At 60.3% G+C, this 16,748-nt stretch carries 19 protein-coding genes; 8 read left to right on the top strand and 11 right to left on the bottom strand.

Annotated elements, in window-relative coordinates:
• Window positions 1-32: 32 nt before the first annotated feature.
• Complete coding sequence (locus BOP96_RS11770; RefSeq protein ID WP_020301415.1) at window positions 33-308, bottom strand: YheV family putative zinc ribbon protein; 276 nt, start codon at window positions 306-308, stop codon at window positions 33-35.
• The gene (prlC, locus tag BOP96_RS11765) at window positions 305-2,356 is read right to left on the bottom strand and encodes an oligopeptidase A (RefSeq protein ID WP_073452751.1); all 2,052 of its coding nucleotides are present in this window, start codon (window positions 2,354-2,356) and stop codon (window positions 305-307) included. Before prlC ends, BOP96_RS11770 begins: the two co-directional genes overlap by 4 nt.
• Window positions 2,357-2,457: 101 nt before the next feature.
• Between prlC and BOP96_RS11760 the strand changes: the two genes are divergently transcribed.
• Together BOP96_RS11760 and BOP96_RS11755 are read left to right on the top strand one after the other, a co-directional pair.
• Window positions 2,458-3,000, top strand: a complete 543-nt coding sequence (locus BOP96_RS11760) for a gamma carbonic anhydrase family protein (RefSeq protein ID WP_003187318.1) — start codon at window positions 2,458-2,460, stop codon at window positions 2,998-3,000.
• On the top strand, window positions 2,997-3,656 hold the full coding sequence (locus BOP96_RS11755) for an HAD family hydrolase (protein ID WP_073452749.1): 660 nt from the start codon (window positions 2,997-2,999) through the stop codon (window positions 3,654-3,656). Before BOP96_RS11760 ends, BOP96_RS11755 begins: the two co-directional genes overlap by 4 nt.
• A 95-nt stretch (window positions 3,657-3,751) precedes the next feature.
• Here BOP96_RS11755 and BOP96_RS11750 read toward each other — a convergent pair whose 3' ends face one another.
• Complete coding sequence (locus BOP96_RS11750; RefSeq protein ID WP_073452747.1) at window positions 3,752-4,795, bottom strand: aminopeptidase; 1,044 nt, start codon at window positions 4,793-4,795, stop codon at window positions 3,752-3,754.
• A 110-nt stretch (window positions 4,796-4,905) separates the two neighbouring features.
• Here BOP96_RS11750 and BOP96_RS11745 point away from each other — a divergent pair, with 110 nt between their 5' ends.
• Window positions 4,906-5,328, top strand: a complete 423-nt coding sequence (locus BOP96_RS11745) for a PA0061/PA0062 family lipoprotein (protein WP_014716310.1) — start codon at window positions 4,906-4,908, stop codon at window positions 5,326-5,328.
• Window position 5,329: 1 nt separating this feature from the next.
• Here the strand turns inward: BOP96_RS11745 and BOP96_RS11740 are convergent, their stop codons facing one another.
• Both BOP96_RS11740 and BOP96_RS11735 read right to left on the bottom strand, forming a co-directional pair.
• On the bottom strand, window positions 5,330-5,569 hold the full coding sequence (locus BOP96_RS11740; RefSeq protein WP_003187312.1) for a DUF1161 domain-containing protein: 240 nt from the start codon (window positions 5,567-5,569) through the stop codon (window positions 5,330-5,332).
• Window positions 5,570-5,781: 212 nt separating this feature from the next.
• On the bottom strand, window positions 5,782-6,213 hold the full coding sequence (locus BOP96_RS11735) for an OsmC family protein (protein ID WP_003187311.1): 432 nt from the start codon (window positions 6,211-6,213) through the stop codon (window positions 5,782-5,784).
• 218 nt (window positions 6,214-6,431) lie between these two features.
• Between BOP96_RS11735 and BOP96_RS11730 the strand changes: the two genes are divergently transcribed.
• Window positions 6,432-7,433 carry an LLM class flavin-dependent oxidoreductase gene (locus BOP96_RS11730; RefSeq protein ID WP_014716309.1) on the top strand — a complete coding sequence of 334 codons (1,002 nt, stop codon included), beginning with the start codon at window positions 6,432-6,434 and terminating at the stop codon, window positions 7,431-7,433.
• Between the two features lie 57 nt (window positions 7,434-7,490).
• On the opposite strand, the gene BOP96_RS11725 is transcribed toward BOP96_RS11730, so the two are convergent.
• Window positions 7,491-7,718: a DUF1161 domain-containing protein gene (locus tag BOP96_RS11725; protein ID WP_014716308.1), complete on the bottom strand. Its 228-nt coding sequence runs from the start codon at window positions 7,716-7,718 to the stop codon at window positions 7,491-7,493.
• A 116-nt stretch (window positions 7,719-7,834) separates the two neighbouring features.
• Window positions 7,835-8,050 carry a dodecin gene (locus BOP96_RS11720; protein ID WP_005783406.1) on the bottom strand — a complete coding sequence of 72 codons (216 nt, stop codon included), beginning with the start codon at window positions 8,048-8,050 and terminating at the stop codon, window positions 7,835-7,837.
• 157 nt (window positions 8,051-8,207) lie between these two features.
• Between BOP96_RS11720 and BOP96_RS11715 the strand changes: the two genes are divergently transcribed.
• On the top strand, window positions 8,208-8,534 hold the full coding sequence (locus BOP96_RS11715) for a DUF883 family protein (RefSeq protein ID WP_003187304.1): 327 nt from the start codon (window positions 8,208-8,210) through the stop codon (window positions 8,532-8,534).
• Between the two features lie 8 nt (window positions 8,535-8,542).
• On the opposite strand, the gene BOP96_RS11710 is transcribed toward BOP96_RS11715, so the two are convergent.
• Complete coding sequence (locus tag BOP96_RS11710; protein ID WP_073452745.1) at window positions 8,543-9,439, bottom strand: LysR family transcriptional regulator; 897 nt, start codon at window positions 9,437-9,439, stop codon at window positions 8,543-8,545.
• Window positions 9,440-9,547: 108 nt separating this feature from the next.
• Between BOP96_RS11710 and trpB the strand changes: the two genes are divergently transcribed.
• The 3 genes from trpB to BOP96_RS11695 all read left to right on the top strand — a co-directional run bounded on the left by trpB (window position 9,548) and on the right by BOP96_RS11695 (window position 13,431).
• Complete coding sequence (gene trpB, locus BOP96_RS11705; protein ID WP_073452743.1) at window positions 9,548-10,774, top strand: tryptophan synthase subunit beta; 1,227 nt, start codon at window positions 9,548-9,550, stop codon at window positions 10,772-10,774.
• The gene (gene trpA / locus BOP96_RS11700) at window positions 10,774-11,583 is read left to right on the top strand and encodes a tryptophan synthase subunit alpha (protein ID WP_020301419.1); all 810 of its coding nucleotides are present in this window, start codon (window positions 10,774-10,776) and stop codon (window positions 11,581-11,583) included. Before trpB ends, trpA begins: the two co-directional genes overlap by 1 nt.
• Before the next feature lie 189 nt (window positions 11,584-11,772).
• Window positions 11,773-13,431 (top strand): FAD-dependent oxidoreductase, encoded by a 1,659-nt coding sequence (locus BOP96_RS11695; RefSeq protein ID WP_073452741.1) that lies wholly within the window; start codon window positions 11,773-11,775, stop codon window positions 13,429-13,431.
• 32 nt (window positions 13,432-13,463) lie between these two features.
• Here the strand turns inward: BOP96_RS11695 and BOP96_RS11690 are convergent, their stop codons facing one another.
• The 3 genes from BOP96_RS11690 to BOP96_RS11680 all read right to left on the bottom strand — a co-directional run bounded on the left by BOP96_RS11690 (window position 13,464) and on the right by BOP96_RS11680 (window position 16,747).
• Entirely contained in the window at window positions 13,464-14,768 is a 1,305-nt protein-coding gene (locus tag BOP96_RS11690; RefSeq protein WP_073452739.1) for an MFS transporter, read from the bottom strand.
• A gap of 161 nt (window positions 14,769-14,929) precedes the next feature.
• Window positions 14,930-16,078, bottom strand: a complete 1,149-nt coding sequence (dgoD, locus tag BOP96_RS11685; protein WP_003187297.1) for a galactonate dehydratase — start codon at window positions 16,076-16,078, stop codon at window positions 14,930-14,932.
• Between the two features lie 48 nt (window positions 16,079-16,126).
• Complete coding sequence (locus BOP96_RS11680) at window positions 16,127-16,747, bottom strand: 2-dehydro-3-deoxy-6-phosphogalactonate aldolase (protein ID WP_014716302.1); 621 nt, start codon at window positions 16,745-16,747, stop codon at window positions 16,127-16,129.
• Between the last annotated feature and the right edge of the window lies 1 nt (window position 16,748).

Raw genomic sequence — 16,748 nt, 5'->3', positions numbered from 1 at the left:
CGAGCTTGCTCGCTCCTACAGTGAGTGCGGTTTTAGTCTTTTTTCAGCTTCGGGTTCGGGAAGAACTGCACTGCCTGCACTTTAGGATCCGCCGGCGCTTTCAACGCGGTGGTATTGACCCTAGTGCCCAACTCCTTGGGCACCGACAGGCCTTGATCATTCAGCGTATCGGTATACCCGCAGGCCACGCATTCGCGGTGCGGCACGCTGTCTTCGGTCCACATCTTCAACTTGTCCGGCTCGCTGCACGCCGGGCAGACCGCCCCGGCGATAAATTGCTTTTTGGTGATCACAGGCCCTTCACTCATGCTGCTGCGTCCTCACTCAGGCCGCTGTGGCGCAAGAGTGCGTCAATCGACGGCGCGCGTCCGCGGAAGTCGACGAACAGCACCATCGGTGCCTGGGAACCGCCACGCGCCAGGATGGCTTCACGGAAGGCACGCCCGGTCTGGGCGTTGAGCACGCCGTCTTCCTCAAACTTGGAGAACGCATCCGCCGACAGCACTTCGGCCCACTTGTAGCTGTAGTAGCCCGCCGCATAACCGCCGGCGAAGATGTGAGCGAAGCTGTTGGGGAAGCGGTTGTAGGCCGGTGGGCGCATGACCGAGACTTCATCGCGCACGCCTTCAAGCACCTGGGCCACACTGCGACCATCGCCATGGGTGGCGTGCAGTTCAAAGTCGAACAGTGAGAACTCCAGCTGACGCACCATCATCAGGCCGGACTGGAAATTTTTCGCCGCGAGCATTTTCTCCAGCAAGTCCTGGGGCAGGGGCTCGCCGGTTTCGTAGTGGCCGGAGATCAGCGCCAGGCCTTCAGGCTCCCAGCACCAGTTCTCCATGAATTGGCTCGGCAGTTCCACCGCGTCCCACGCCACACCGTTGATACCGGATACGCCGGCATGTTCCACGCGGGTGAGCAGGTGATGCAGGCCATGGCCGAATTCGTGGAACAGGGTGGTGACTTCATCGTGGGTCAGCAGGGCAGGCTTGCCGCTGTCGGCCGGAGTGAAGTTGCACACCAGGTTGGCGACGGGGCTTTGCAGCACGCCATCAACGGTACGGCGGCGGTCACGGGCGCCATCCATCCAGGCACCGCCACGCTTGTTGGCGCGGGCGTACAGGTCGAAGAAGAAACGTCCGACGTGCTCGCCGTTCTCCTTGATCTCGAACAAGCGCACATCCGGGTGCCAGGTGTCGAAGCCTTTAAGCTCGGCGATCTCGATGCCGTACAGGCGCTGCACAATGGCAAACAGGCCGCCCAGCACTTTGTCGATGGGGAAGTAGGCGCGTAGCGCTTCCTGGGACACGCTGTAGCGCTGCTCACGCAGTTTTTCGCCGTAGAAACCGCTGTCCCAGCTTTGCAGATCGGCGCAGCCTTGCTCGGCGGCATAGGCCTTGAGTTGCTGCAGGTCCTGGGCGGCAAACGGCTTGCTGCGCTTGGCCAGGTCACGCAGGAAGCTGAGCACCTGGTCGCTGGACTCGGCCATCTTGGTGGCCAGGCTCAGCTCGGAGAACGACGCATAACCCAGCAATTGGGCCAGTTCCTGACGCAGGTCGAGGATCTGTTCCATCACCGGGCCGTTATCGTTCTGACCGGCATTCGGGCCTTGGTCCGAGGCACGGGTGCAGTAGGCGGCGTACACCTCTTCACGCAGGGCACGGTCCTGGGCGTAGGTCATGACGGCGTAGTAGCTGGGGAATTCCAAGGTGATCAGCCAGCCGTCGAGGCCCTTGGCCTGAGCGGCGGCGGCCATTTGCGCCTTGGCCGAATCGGTCAGGCCGGCGAGGGTGGCTTCATCGGTGACGTGTTTGGTCCAGGCCTGGGTGGCGTCCAGCAACTGGTTGGAGAATTTGCTGCCCAGCTCGGATAGCTTGCTCTGTACCTCGGCGTAGCGTTTTTGCTGCTCCGGCGGCAAGTCGATACCCGACAGGCGGAAGTCACGCAGGGAGTGCTCCAGAATGGTTTTTTGTGCCACATCGAAACCGGCAGCTTCCGGGCTGTTGGCCAGGGCTTCGAAGGCCTGGAACAGCTCACGGTTCTGGCCCATTTCGGTGGAGTAAGCGCTCAAGGCCGGCAGGCACGCCTCGTAGGCTTCGCGCAGTTCGGCGCTGTTGCACACGGCATTGAGATGGCTGACCGGGCTCCAGGCCGCGCCGAGGCGATCATTGAGTTCATCCATGGCCAGGACCAGGCCGGCCCACGTCGGATTTTTACCCTGGCTTTGCAGGATCTCTGCGATTGCCACGCGGTTGTCGGCGAGGATCTGTTCGATGGCCGGCTGGACGTGCTCGGCACGGATCGCCGAGAACGGCGGCAGGCCGTAGGACTGCAAAAGCGGGTTGTTCGCGCTCACGGTGGGCACCTTGGCTGAAGAAACATGTAGAACAAAGATGGGGCCATCTTAATTACAATCAACACCCACCGCAGCTATCAGCACAACAGAGAGAGGCTATCGTGACCCTTCGCACCTATCAGAACCACACGCCGACCCTCGGCGCCGGGGCGTTTGTCGATATTTCGGCGGTGGTGATCGGCGATGTCGAAATCGGCACTGACAGCTCGGTTTGGCCGCTGACCGTGATTCGCGGCGACATGCACCGCATCCGCATCGGTGCGCGCACCAGCGTGCAAGACGGCTGTGTGCTGCACATTACCCATGCCGGGCCGTTCAATCCGCAGGGTTACCCGTTGCTGATCGGCGACGATGTGACCATCGCCCATAAGGTCATGCTGCATGGCTGCACCGTAGGTAGCCGCGTCCTGATCGGCATGGGCAGCATCGTGATGGATGGCGCCGTGGTTGAAGACGACGTGATCATCGGTGCCGGCAGCCTGGTGCCGCCAGGCAAGAAACTCGACAGCGGTTTTTTGTATGTGGGCAGCCCGGTTAAGCAGGTTCGCGCATTGACTGACAAAGAGCGCGCCTTTTTCACCTACAGCGCGGCGAACTACGTGAAGCTCAAAGACCTGCACCTGGCCGAAGGATTCGATCAATGACCCTGCATCACCCCACCGTCCTGTTCGACCTGGACGGCACCCTCACCGACCCGCGCGAGGGCATTACCCGTTCGATCCAGTACGCCCTGGCCAAACTGGGCATTGATGAGCCCGACCTGACCAAGCTCGAACACTTCATCGGCCCGCCCTTGTTGCAGGCGTTCATGCAGTTTTACGCCTTCGACGAGGCCAAGGCATGGGAGGCGGTGAATTTCTACCGCGAGCGCTTCAAGGTTACCGGACTGTATGAAAACCGCGTGTTCGACGGGGTCATGCCGTTGTTGGAAGAGTTGAACAGCCAAGGGCGCCAGCTGTACATCGCCACCTCCAAACCGTGGGAATTTGCCCGCGAGATTGCGCGGCATTTCGACTTTGCCAAGCACTTCAAGGTGATCTACGGCAGCGAGTTGGACGGCACGCGTACCAACAAGGTGGAATTGATCGCGCATTTGATGCGTGAGGAACGACTGGACCCGGCCACCACCTTGATGATCGGTGATCGCAAGCATGACCTGATCGGGGCACGCAGTAATGGGCTGGATTCGGTCGCCGTGGGGTATGGGTTTGGTAGTTTTGAAGAGCTGAATGCCGAGGCGCCGACCTGGCATTTCGAGACGTTTGACCAGATGCATCAGGCGTTTTTGCAGCGTCCTTGAGACCGCTTTCGCAGGCAAGCCAGCGCCCACAGTTGACCGCATTCTCATGTTGAAATTCGGTCAACTGTGGGAGCTGGCTTGCCTGCGATAAGGCCCTAACGGCCAACCCTCTCCAACTGCCTCAACGCCGCCTTACGCTGCTCCACCGGCAGCTCACCCAACTTCTCCACCGTCGCATAAAACCTCACCCAATCCCCGCCTTCCCGCGCAAACAACGCCGCAAACGCCGGCACCCATTGGTCATACAACCCAAACGGCAAAAGCCGCGCGTTATTCATCGGCTGGTTGATCCAGGCGTCATAACGCTTGTCACCACCCCATTGGCTATCGCGCAGGCGCCGGTATTCGCTGCGCAACTGCTCGAATTGCGCCGCTTTGGCCCGGCGCATCGCGTCCGCCGCCAACGGCTGCGCGTACAACGCCTCCAGACGTTTGCGGGTATCGAGAATCAGCCGGATAAATTGATCGCGTTGCTTCAACGCCGCATCGCCGACAGGCGCCAGGCCCCGCGCCGCACGCCATTGTCGGGTGCCTTCCTGCTCGACAAAACTGGCATAGGACTCGTTGAACTCGGTGTCGTCTTTCACGTAGAAGCGCTGGTGGGCCAGCTCATGGAAGATCAGCGTGGCGAGGCGCTCATCGCCCCAGCTCATCATCGAACTCATGATCGGGTCGTTGAACCAGCCCAGGGTGGAATAGGCCTCCACGCCACCAATCGACACATCCATGCCCTGCTGCCGCAACAGCGCCGCCTCGCCCCGCGCAGCGCCTTGGTTGTAGTAGCCGCGATAGGCGACGCAACCGGCGATGGGAAAGCAATGGTTCTGTGGTGACAGAGAAAATTCCTGCGTGGCAAAGACATTCCAGACCACATAGGGCCGGCCGATATCGGCATACAGCCGATAACTTTGGTTGTCAGGCAGATGCAGTTGTTCACTGGCAAAGGTTCGGGCTCTCTGCGATTGAGCCAGATGCTCGCGCAGCACTGGCGGGCGAGCAGGGTCGGCGATGACCTCGGCAACCGGCTCCCGGGCCCGCAACAGCTGCCACTGGCCACTCGCCAACTGGCTGTAATAACTGACACTGGAGCAGCCGCTGAGCAGCACAACCATCAGCCCTGGAAGAAAACGCCTGATCATGCCCTGACTGCTCCTGGATGATGGGTTCGCCAGACTATCGCGCTTGCAGGGGATTTTTCCACGGCATGGCGTGTTTATACTCAAGCCTCTCTTCGTGTTGAGTACCTGCCATGCGCCAGCTTGTGCTTCCCCTCGCCGCTGTGTTCCTCAGCGCTTGCGCCTATACCCCCATCCCCCCTGTGGACCCGCAGCAGGCCTGGGTGGATTTCACCACGCCGACACCGGGTTCCAAGTTGGTGATGGCTCAGCGCCTGGACGGGAAAAACCTCGACGACGGGCGTTTTTTTCAAATGCCTCCCGGCCCTCACGAGCTGATGGTGCGCTTTGATTTTGAAGTGCCCGCCGGCGGCGGTTTGGGTGGCCTCAGCCAGATGATGTATCGCACCTGCTTCATGACGCTGCAGTACGACCACTTTCAGGCCGGCCAGCACTATGTGCTGGAAGGGCGATCACTGGCGTTCACGCCCAACATCCGGCTGTACGACTCAACCCGCCAGCTATTGGCCGAAGAGCGCAGCGTGAACTGCATCTGAATCAGTCGTTGTTCTTTTGATAGATGATGCGCTTGGTGCCGTTTTCGCATGAGCCGACAATCATGGCTTCGTCATGGTTCTTGGCTTCTTCGGCGGTGATGATTTCCAGGGTGTAGGACGGAATCGCCTTGGCCTGGATCTTCACTTCGATTTCTTTCCTGAGCTCTTCACAATCTTTTGGCGCGGCCACGGCCGAAGTGGCCAATACACCGCAGATGATTGCCAAGGCAAAACGTTTCATGTGTGGAGCTCCCTGAATGCGCTGCGCACGAGTGTGCGCCTAGGCTGCATGGGCTATTCGACCACATTTTGCAAACACGAGTTCTAATTTAACGCAGCACCAAAAATGTGAGAGCGGGCTTGCTCGCGAATACGCAGTATCAGTCACCGAAGATATCGGCTGATCCACCGCATTCGCGAGCAAGCCCGCTCCCACATAAGATGACTGCTGTGTCAGTTGACCAGCGTGGCATCCAAGGTGATGGTTGCATTCAGCACCTTGGACACCGGGCATCCTTCCTTGGCCTTTTTGCTCAGTTCATCGAACTGCGCCTGGCTCGCGCCTGGAATTTTGGCCTTCAGGATCAGATGCACTGCTGTAATCGCAAAGCCGCCCTCGACCTGGTCCAGGGTCACTTCGGCCTGGGTGTCGATACTGTCAGCCTTGAGCCCGGCGTCGCCAAGAATCATGGAAAACGCCATGGAGAAACAGCCGGCGTGAGCCGCGCCGATCAATTCTTCAGGGTTGGTACCCTTGCCGCCCTCGAAGCGGGCCTTGAAGCCGTAGGGCGCTTCGCGCAGCACGCCGGTTTCGGTGGAAATGGAGCCCAGGCCAGTCTTCAGGTCACCTTCCCAATGCGCGGATGCCTTTTTAACGATACTCATAGCTTTCTCCTCGAACGGTGGTTTTGCGTCGGTAAGGGTTCTGAGGATAGACGCCGCGGCAAAGTTCACTTGTAAGAAAAACCTAGTGATTAAGTAGGAAATTTGGCGGTTACTATTGAATCTCGGGTATATGCCCTCATTGCATAGGGTATGCACATGCAGCGGCAGGTTTTAGCTCGTTTAAAAAAGCCTGTACGCCCTATTGGAGAAGCAGGCTGATGAAATCGCTGTCCGACGTAAAATTCTCGACCCTTGACCTCGTGCCCGTGCGCGCCGACGGCAACCCGGCGCAGTCCCTGCGTAATTCCCTGGACCTGGCCCAGCATGTGGAGAAGTTCGGTTACCACCGTTTCTGGGTAGCCGAGCACCACAATATGGACGGTATCGCCAGTTCGGCTACCTCGGTACTGCTCGGTTACCTGGCAGGCGGCACCTCGACCATTCGCGTGGGTTCCGGCGGGGTGATGCTGCCTAACCACGCGCCACTGGTGATCGCCGAGCAGTTCGGCACCCTGGAAAGCCTCTACCCTGGCCGTATCGACCTGGGCCTGGGGCGCGCCCCCGGTTCCGACCAGATGACCGCCCGCGCCCTACGCCGTGAACGCTCCGGCAGTGCCGATGACTTCCCCGAAGATGTGGCCGAGCTGATGGCCTACTTGGGCCCGCGTACGCCCGACCAACGGGTTATCGCGGTACCGGGGACCGGCACCAATGTGCCAGTGTGGCTGCTGGGTTCAAGCCTGTTCAGCGCGCAATTGGCCGGTGAGCGTGGCTTGCCTTACGCCTTCGCCTCCCATTTCGCGCCGCGCCTGATGCACGAAGCAATTCGCGTGTACCGCAATCACTTCAAGCCTTCGGCGGTGCTGGACAAGCCCTACGTGATGCTCGGCATTCCGCTGGTGGCCGCGGACACCGATGAGCAGGCCGATTACCTGGCCACCTCGGTGTACCAGCGTATTCTCGCGTTGATGCGCGGCCAGAGCCTGGTGCAGCGCCCTCCAGTAAAAACCATGGACGGCCTGTGGTTGCCTCACGAAAAAGACGCGGTGGGCAGCTTCCTCGGCCTGGCCATGGTGGGCAGCCCGGCGAAGATTCGCGGCAAGCTGGAGGTGTTGATCGAGCAGACCGGCGCTGATGAGCTGATTTTTACCAGTGACCTGTATGAGCACGCCGACCGGATTCATTCCTACGAGCTGCTCGCACAAGTGATGAAGGGCTGAAATCCAAGCGAAAAAAACCGACGCACTTGCGTCGGTTTTTATGTCCACAACACGAGATTAACCGCGCTTGTAGGCAATTTCCTTGGTGCCACCTTCGCAGGTGCCAACTACTGTGTGGTCACTGGGCGTAGCACCTTTGTCCACCACTTCCAGCGAATACCCCGAAGCACCCTTGGCGTCGATTTTCGCTGCGATTTCGCTTTTCAACTCTTCACAAGGCTTGCCCGCCGCCATAGCGGTACCCGCAATGCTCAACAACCCTACCGCTAACAGAAACTTCTTCATCCGTTACTTTCCTTGCGCTGATCAAAAAGAGCGTGCCGACGCTCATCGCGTCGGCACCCGTTGTTTGTAGCGCAGGTTATGGCAATCGGCCAGCGGGCAAAGTTCAACTCTGCCGATCAACTACTGGCAATGCGGAATCCCACTTTGAGCGTGACCTGGAAGTGTGCAGCCTTGCCATCCTTGATGTGACCACGGGTTTCGGTCACCTCAAACCATTCCAGATGCTTGATGCTCTTGTTGGCTTCGGCCAGGGCATTGTTGATCGCGTCTTCGATGCTGGTGGTGGAAGAGCCTACCAGTTCGACTTTCTTGTACGTGTGATGATCACTCATGGCGTTTCTCCTTTAGGTCGTCAATCAAGACTAGCAGCGAATGTGCGTACTGCTTCAGGCGACCGTTGGGAGGCGAAAGTTCAGAATTACTGCACTTTCTGAAACCGGCGCAGTCGGTATCTACACACGCCACTCAATCACTTCAGGAGATGTCCACATGGCCAACACTTCTTTACGCAAAGCGTCGCTGGAAAGCATGGAAGCCGAGATTTCGAGCCTGCTCAAATCTCTGGAGAGCCTCAAGGACGACGCGTCCGATGAGTCGCGCAAAACGCTGAAGGCCTTGAAGAGCAATGCCGAGAACGCGCTCAAGCACTCTCGCCATCTGATCAGCGACGCCTACGAAGAAAGCAAAGTCAAAATCCGCGAAACCAGCGCTGCCACCCGTGACTACGCACAAGAGCACCCATGGACGACCGCTGGCGTCGCCGTGGGCGCGCTGGGCCTGCTGGCGGCTTACCTGCTGTGCAAGCGCGGTGACTGATTGACCGGTTACACCGGTTGACGCAACAGCTCAGCCTTGAGCCATTGCGCCAACTGCCCGGCGCGCCCGTCTGCGGCGCGCTTGGGTAGCCACAACGCCAGGTGCGCCCGGGTTTCACTGAACCCCCACGGCGCCACCAGGCGACCCGCTCGCAGGTCCTCTGCCACCAGCGGTTCTGGCGCAATTGCCACTCCCAAGCCGGCAACCGCCGCTTCCAGTAAATAATACAAATGCTCAAACCCCTGGCCGAGCTTCAGCGCACCGGGTTCGATGCCGTGTTGCCGTGCCCAACTGGGCCAGGCTTGCGGCCTTGACGTGGTGTGAAGCAAGGGTTGCTCCAGCAGTTCCGACGCTGGGGCCTGACGCAGGTGTTCAAAACCGGCGAAACGGGGGCTCAAGACCGGGCCGATACGCTCGCTGGCCAATTCATACACTTGCATGTCCGCCGGCCAAGGCGGCTCAGCGAATACCAGCAGGGCATCCAGCCCCGGACGGCGCGGGTCCAGATCGCCTTCGCCCGCCGACAGGTGCAGGCGTAAATCCGGCAAGTCGGCATTCAACCGCCCCAGCCGAGGGATAAACCAACGCGCCAGCAAGCTGCCTGAACAGCCAAGAACGAAGGGCGCATCAGCGCCGCGTTGGGTGAGTTCGGCGCACACGTCGCGCAACCGCTCAAAAGCCTCGCTGCTGGCATCTCGTAGCCTGACGCCAGCATCTGTGAGTTTAAGGCCGCGTCCATCCTTGACGAACAGGCTCACGCCCAAATGCTCCTCCAGTACTTTCAACTGCCGGCTGACAGCACCGTGGGTCACGTGCAATAGCTGCGCAGCCTGGCTGACGCTGTTAAGGCGAGCAGTGGCTTCAAAAGCGCGCAGGGCATTAAGGGGCGGGAGATTACGACTCATCTGTGAGTTTTCCTGACAGGTTACGGCGATCTTATCGGTTTTCAGGCCAGGGCGTCATGAGTAGAGTGACCGTCATTGCCTTTAAACACATTTTTCCTGGAGCGTCCCATGACTCAGTCCCAGACCGATCTACGCAACGGCCCCGACGCCAACGGCCTGTTCGGTGCGTTCGGCGGCCGCTACGTCGCTGAAACCCTGATGCCGTTGATTCTCGACCTGGCCCGTGAATACGAAGCGGCGAAGGTAGATCCGACGTTTAACGAAGAATTGGCCTACTTTCAGCGCGATTATGTCGGACGCCCAAGCCCGCTGTACTTTGCCGAACGCCTCACCGAGTTCTGCGGCGGCGCCAAGATCTACCTCAAGCGCGAAGAGCTCAACCACACCGGCGCGCACAAGATCAACAACTGCATCGGCCAGATCCTGCTGGCCCGGCGCATGGGCAAGAAACGCATCATCGCCGAGACCGGCGCCGGCATGCACGGCGTGGCCACCGCAACTGTGGCGGCGCGCTTTGGCCTGCAATGCGTGATCTACATGGGCACCACCGACATCGAGCGCCAGCAGGCCAACGTGTTTCGCATGAAGCTGCTGGGCGCCGAGGTCATCCCCGTGGTCGCCGGCACCGGCACCCTCAAAGACGCCATGAACGAAGCCCTGCGCGACTGGGTCACCAACGTCGACAGCACCTTCTACCTGATCGGCACCGTGGCCGGCCCACACCCATACCCGGCGATGGTGCGCGACTTCCAGGCAGTGATCGGCAAGGAAACCCGCACCCAGCTGCAAGCCCAGGAAGGCCGCCTGCCGGACAGCCTGGTGGCGTGCATCGGCGGCGGTTCCAACGCCATGGGCCTGTTCCACCCGTTCCTGGATGACACCAGCGTCGAGATCATCGGCGTTGAAGCCGCAGGCCATGGCATCGAAACCGGCAAGCACGCCGCCAGCCTCAACGGCGGCGTCCCGGGCGTGCTGCACGGCAATCGCACCTTCCTGCTGCAGGACGACGACGGCCAGATCATCGACGCCCACTCGATTTCCGCAGGCCTGGACTACCCCGGCATCGGCCCGGAACACGCCTGGTTGCATGACATTGGCCGCGTCCAATACACGTCGGTAACGGACGACGAAGCCCTGGAAGCCTTCCACAAATGCTGCCGCCTGGAAGGGATCATTCCTGCCCTGGAAAGCGCCCACGCCCTGGCTGAAGTATTCAAGCGCGCGCCAAACTTGCCCAAGGATCATCTGATGGTGGTCAATCTCTCGGGCCGTGGCGACAAAGACATGCAGACCGTGATGCACCATATGGAACAGTCCAAGCAGGAGAAACACTGATGAGCCGCCTGCAAACGCGCTTTGCGCAACTTAAAGAACAAAACCGCGCCGCCCTGGTGACCTTCGTCACCGCTGGCGACCCCGGCTATGACACCTCGCTGGCGATCCTCAAGGGCTTGCCGGCCGCTGGCGCCGACGTGATCGAACTGGGCATGCCCTTCACCGACCCGATGGCCGACGGCCCGGCCATTCAACTGGCCAATATCCGCGCGCTGGCCGCCAAACAGAACCTGTTGAAAACCCTGCAGATGGTTCGCGAGTTCCGCCAGGACAACAACGACACGCCGCTGGTGTTGATGGGCTATTTCAACCCGATCCATAAATATGGCGTGTCGCAGTTCATTGCCGATGCCAAGGCAGCTGGCGTCGACGGCCTGATCGTGGTGGACATGCCCCCCGAGCACAACGGCGAGCTGTGCGACCCGGCCCAGGCCGCAGGCATCGACTTTATCCGCCTGACCACGCCGACCACCGATGATGTGCGCCTGCCTACTGTGCTCAATGGCAGCTCCGGGTTTGTGTATTACGTGTCGGTCGCCGGTGTCACCGGGGCGGGCGCCGCCACTCTGGAACACGTCGAAGAAGCCGTGACCCGCCTGCGCCGTCATACCGACCTGCCGATCAGCATCGGCTTTGGTATCCGCACACCGGACCAGGCAGCGGCCATCGCACGCCTGGCAGACGGGGTGGTAGTGGGTTCGGCGCTGATCGATCACATCGCCACGGCCAAGAACGACCAGCAAGCCATTGATGGCGTACTGACCCTGTGCGCGGCGCTGTCGAAAGGTGTTCGCAACGCACGCAAGTAAACTGCACGGCGCAACAACCGCAGCTCATACGCTAGGCTTCAAAGGAGGTGGGCATGTCGCCCACCTCCTTTTTTATCGCACTTCGTGCCCTTTGCCGTCTAACCACCTTCGCAAGCCCTGCAGTCCTTGCCCCTCGGTCGTTAAGTTAGCCGCATCAGAAGTCATTCTTGTCTCTTTAAGGAGTACATCATGGCATTTGATCTCGTCACGGTTTCAGACCGTCGTCACTCAGCCCTACAAAAAGGCTTCAACCTGCGCTGGCCCTTGGGAAACGTGCAGGGCCAGTCGTCGAACAAGGGCGCCAATCTGATTTACCTGTGCCGCAGCCCGCAAGACATCATGGACGCCGCCGCCCAGGCATTGGCCCTGCCCAATGGGCGCATCACCGTACGCAGCGGCGGTCATTGCTACGAAGGGTTTGTCGCCAACAAGATGCCCGACAGCCCGCATGAGGTGCTATCGATCCTGGATATCAGCGCGCTGAACCGAGTGGTCTACGATGCCAGCGGCCAGATCGGTTCCGAGCTGAATCCCACGCAGCCCTTTCGCTACCGCTTTCGCCTCGAGGCCGGCAGCCAGGCCTGGGACAGCTATAGCACGTTGTACAAGCAAGCCAACAAGACCCTGCCCGGCGGGTCATGTTACTCAGTGGGCCTGGGCGGGCACATTTGTGGTGGCGGCTACGGGCTGCTGTCGCGCAAGTATGGACTGGTGTGTGACTGGCTCAGCGGGGTCGATATCCTGGTGCCTGACAGCCAAGGCAAAGGGCTCGAACCGCGCCATGTCAGCCGGGACAGCACGCAACAGGACGAATTGGACCTGTTCGCCGCGTGCTGCGGTGCGGGGGGTGGGCAATTCGGCATTATCACCAGCTATTACTTCGAAGACCTGCCACCGGCCCCCAAAGAAGTACTGTGGCTGGTGTTGGAATGGGATTGGTCAGTACTGACCCAGGATGCACTGAACAATCTGCTGGCGGCTTACCAGCTATGGTTTGCCAGCCATCAGAACAACCCGGACACCTGGGGCCTGGCGACCAAACTGGAAATGCGCCACGAGCACACAGGCAATATCACCCTGGGCATCCATTATGTGGACAAGGAGGGTGAGCTGAACGACCTTGCGCCCTTCGATGATTTTGTCGACAAGATGCTCACGGCCATCGGCTTACCTGCCACCGAGTCGCTGGTGCCGTTTCATGTGGTCCATTTGCCGCCTGGCACAGTCGGCGGGCGCCCCATCGACTCAGTGTCATCCGCCCAGGCTGCGGCGCGGCGCCTGGATTGGCTGGCGTGCCAGCAAACATTGAATGGTTCGGGAGACAATCAGCGTGGGCGCTATAAATCGGCATATCAGAAAGGTGAATTCAGCCCTCACGTATTAGAGGCCATCTCGCGGGCCTTGACCTGGCCAGACCCAGACAACCACCTGACACAAAGCCTGATCCAGATCCAGTCCTTCGGCGGCCAGATCAACGCCGCCAGTGCGCCCGTACGCAAGGAGTCGTCGGCCGCCCAGCGGTCGTCCTTCCTCAAGTGGCAACCCCAATGTTACTGGCACGGCGACAGCGCCGCTGCGGACCAAGTCCATGCTGACTGGATCCGGGGGCTGTACTTCAACGCGTTTGCCGACGCTCAAGGCGTGCCGCTCAACGATGCGTTCGAAGGCTGCTACATCAATTACCCCGACCTCGACATGACTTACAAAGGGGGTAACCCGGCCAACGGCAAAAACCCCCAGTGGTACAAAATCTTCTTTCCCGATCTGATGATCGAAAGCCGCTTGCGCCGTACCAAGCAGCGCTGGGACCCGCACAATATATTTCGCAACGAGATGTCGGTGCCGTAGAACAAAAAAAGGCGACCCGAAGGTCGCCCTTTTTACAGCTCGATCCGCTCGACTTTGCCGACCAGCAATATGTAGGAAAGCGCACCGAGCAACGCCAAGACCGCGATATAGGTGATGGCCGGCGCAAACGATGAGCCACTGGCCAGAAAACCAATCACGATAGGTGTGGCAATCGCCGCCAGGTTGCCAATGAAGTTGAACACCCCGCCGGTCAGCCCCAGCAGACGGGCAGGCGCCAAGGTCGACACCAACGACCAGGTGATCGACGCCAGGCCATTGCCGAAAAACGCCACCGCCAGAAACGCGATGACCCACCCCGTCGATTCCACGTAGTTGGCCCCGATGATCGCCGTGGAAATCAGCAGCCCGCTGATGATCGGCAACTTGCGCGCAAAGCCCACTGACGCCCCACGCCGAATCAGCCAATCGGAAAACACCCCCGAACACAGCACGCCCACAAACGCGGCCAGGAACGGCAAGGAGGCCAGCAAGCCAGACTGGATAAAGTCCATGCCGCGATATTTCACCAGGTACGTCGGGAACCAGGTCAGGAAGAACCACAGCGTGGAGTTCAGGCAAAACTGGCCCAGGTAGATGCCCCACAGCTTGCGCTTGCTCAGCACGATGCCGAGGTCGGTCCAACTGAAGGGTGCCTTGACGGTTTTAGCCTGTATGTCCACCAGCCCGCCACCGTCGCGGATCAGTTGGACTTCGGCTTCGTTGACGCCTTTGAAATCCTTGGGCTCGCGATACACCGCATACCAGATCGCCGCCCACAGGATGCCGATGCCACCGGTTACCACAAACACCATGTGCCAGCCGTACTGGTGCTGCAGCCACGCCAACACCGGGGTGAGGAACGCCAGGCCGACGAATTGCCCGGAGGTATAGACGCCGATAGCCGTGGCGCGCTCACGCTCGGGAAACCAGGTGGTGACCACACGGCTGTTGATGGGATAGGCCGGTGCCTCCAACGCGCCCACGGCCATGCGCAGCACAAACAGCGCGATAAAGCTGGCGGCGAAACCTAGCATCACGGTGGCAATCGACCACAGCAGCAGGGCTGCCGTGTAGAGAATGCGCGGCGGCACTCGATCTACCAGCCAGCCACCCGGGATTTGCATGGCCGCGTACGTCCAGCCGAAGGCAGAGAAAATCAGCCCGACTTGCACCGGGTCGATCCCCAGCTCGCTGGTCAGCGCGGGCGCGGCAATCGACAGGTTGCTGCGATCGAGGTAGTTGATGACCACGGTGATGAACAGCAGCACCATGATGAAAAAGCGCTTTCTGCTAGGCGTGACTAAAGAAGCCTGCCCGGTGAGGGATTCAGGGTGCATGGGGGTGCCTCTTTTTATGTTTGTTGAGGACAAAACGTACTGAATGTGGGAGCTGGCTTGCCTGCGATGGCGGCATGACTGGCACCGCTGCGGTGACTGGCCCACCGCCATCGCAGGCAAGCCAGCTCCCACATTTTTAGCGCGTTTCAATCAAGTGGAAATCACCACTCGGCAAAGCTGCCATCGGCATGGCGCCAGATCGGATTGCGCCAGCGATGGCCGATGGCCGCGCGCTCAACCACATACTCCTCGTTGATCTCAATGCCCAGACCTGGGCCGTTGGGGATCTTCACAAAGCCCTGGTCATAGTCGAATACGCCTGGATCACGCACATAGTCGAGCAGATCGTTGCTTTCGTTGTAGTGAATACCCAGGCTCTGCTCCTGAATAAACGCGTTGTAGCAAACCGCATCCAGTTGCAGGCATGCCGCCAAGGCAATCGGGCCCAGCGGGCAGTGCAGGGCCAAGGCCACGTCGTAGGCTTCGGCCATGTTGGCGATCTTGCGGGTTTCGGTAATCCCACCGGCGTGGGAGGCGTCCGGCTGAATGATGTCGACGTAGCCTTCGCTGAGCACCCGCTTGAAATCCCAGCGCGAGAACAGGCGCTCGCCCAGGGCGATCGGCGTACTGGTCAGCGGCGCCAGTTCTTTCAGCGCTTCGTAGTTTTCGCTCAGCACCGGCTCTTCAATGAACATCAGTTTGTATGGGTCGAGCTCTTTCATCAGCACCTTGGCCATCGGCTTGTGCACGCGGCCATGGAAGTCGACGCCGATACCCACGTTAGGGCCGACCGCATCGCGCACGGCAGCGACGTTGGCCAGGGCCAGGTCGACTTTTTCGAAGCTGTCGACGAACTGCAATTCTTCGGTGCCGTTCATTTTTACCGCCGTGAAGCCACGCGCTACGGCCTCTTTGGCAGCACGGGCGGTGTCGGCGGGGCGGTCACCGCCGATCCATGAGTACACGCGAATCTTGTCACGCACCTGGCCGCCCAGCAGATCGCTGACCGACACACCGAGGGCTTTGCCCTTGATGTCCCACAACGCTTGGTCGATACCGGCGAGGGCGCTCATGTGCACCGCGCCGCCTCGGTAGAAGCCGCCGCGATAGAGCACGGTCCAGATATCTTCGATATTGCGTGGGTCTTTGCCGATCAGGTAGTCGGACAGTTCTTCGACGGCGGCGGCCACCGTGTGAGCGCGGCCCTCGACCACCGGCTCGCCCCAGCCGGTCACACCCTGGTCGGTTTCGACCTTGAGGAAGCACCAGCGCGGCGGAACGATAAAGGTCGTCAGTTTGGTGATTTTCATCTCTTGTCTCTCTTATAGATGCAGCGCCTGTGGGCGCGGAATATGCTCTCAGCCGAGGGCTTTCCAGGCGGCGACATAAGCCTGGGCACGGCTCGCAACCTGATCCACTGTCATGCCCGGCTTGAACAGCCCGGAACCCAATCCGAAGCCCTTGGCGCCGGCGTCGGTAAACACCTGCATGTTGTCCGGGGTGATGCCGCCCACCGGCAGCAGCAATGTGCCCGCCGGCAACACCGCCAGCCATGCCTTGATCACTGAAGGGCCCATCTGCTCGGCCGGGAACAGCTTCAACACATCGGCGCCTTCGGCCAGTGCGGCAAAGGCTTCGGTAGGCGTGGCTACCCCAGGCGACAAGTACAGGCCCGCCGCTTTAGCGGCACGCAGCACCTTGGCATCGCTGTGGGGCATGACGATCACCTGGCCTCCGGCGGCCTTGACCTGTTCGACCTGCTCAGGCGTCAACACCGTGCCGGCACCGATCAGGCAATCGGCGGGCAAGCTGTCGCGCAGGATGCGGATGCTGGTGTAAGGGTCTGGCGAGTTGAGCGGCACTTCGATCACGCGAAACCCCGCGTCGTACAGCACTTGGCCGACCGCCTGGGCTTCGTCGGGGCGTAGGCCGCGCAGGATGGCGATCAAACCGTTTTGTGCGAGTGCTTGCTTGAGCATG

Origin of the sequence: Pseudomonas sp. FSL W5-0203, from assembly GCF_001896155.1 — a bacterium.
In the GTDB taxonomy this organism is placed as follows: Bacteria; Pseudomonadota; Gammaproteobacteria; order Pseudomonadales; family Pseudomonadaceae; genus Aquipseudomonas; species Aquipseudomonas paracarnis.
Note: the sequence above shows the minus strand (reverse complement) of the source record. Positions and strands in the feature narration are given on the sequence as shown.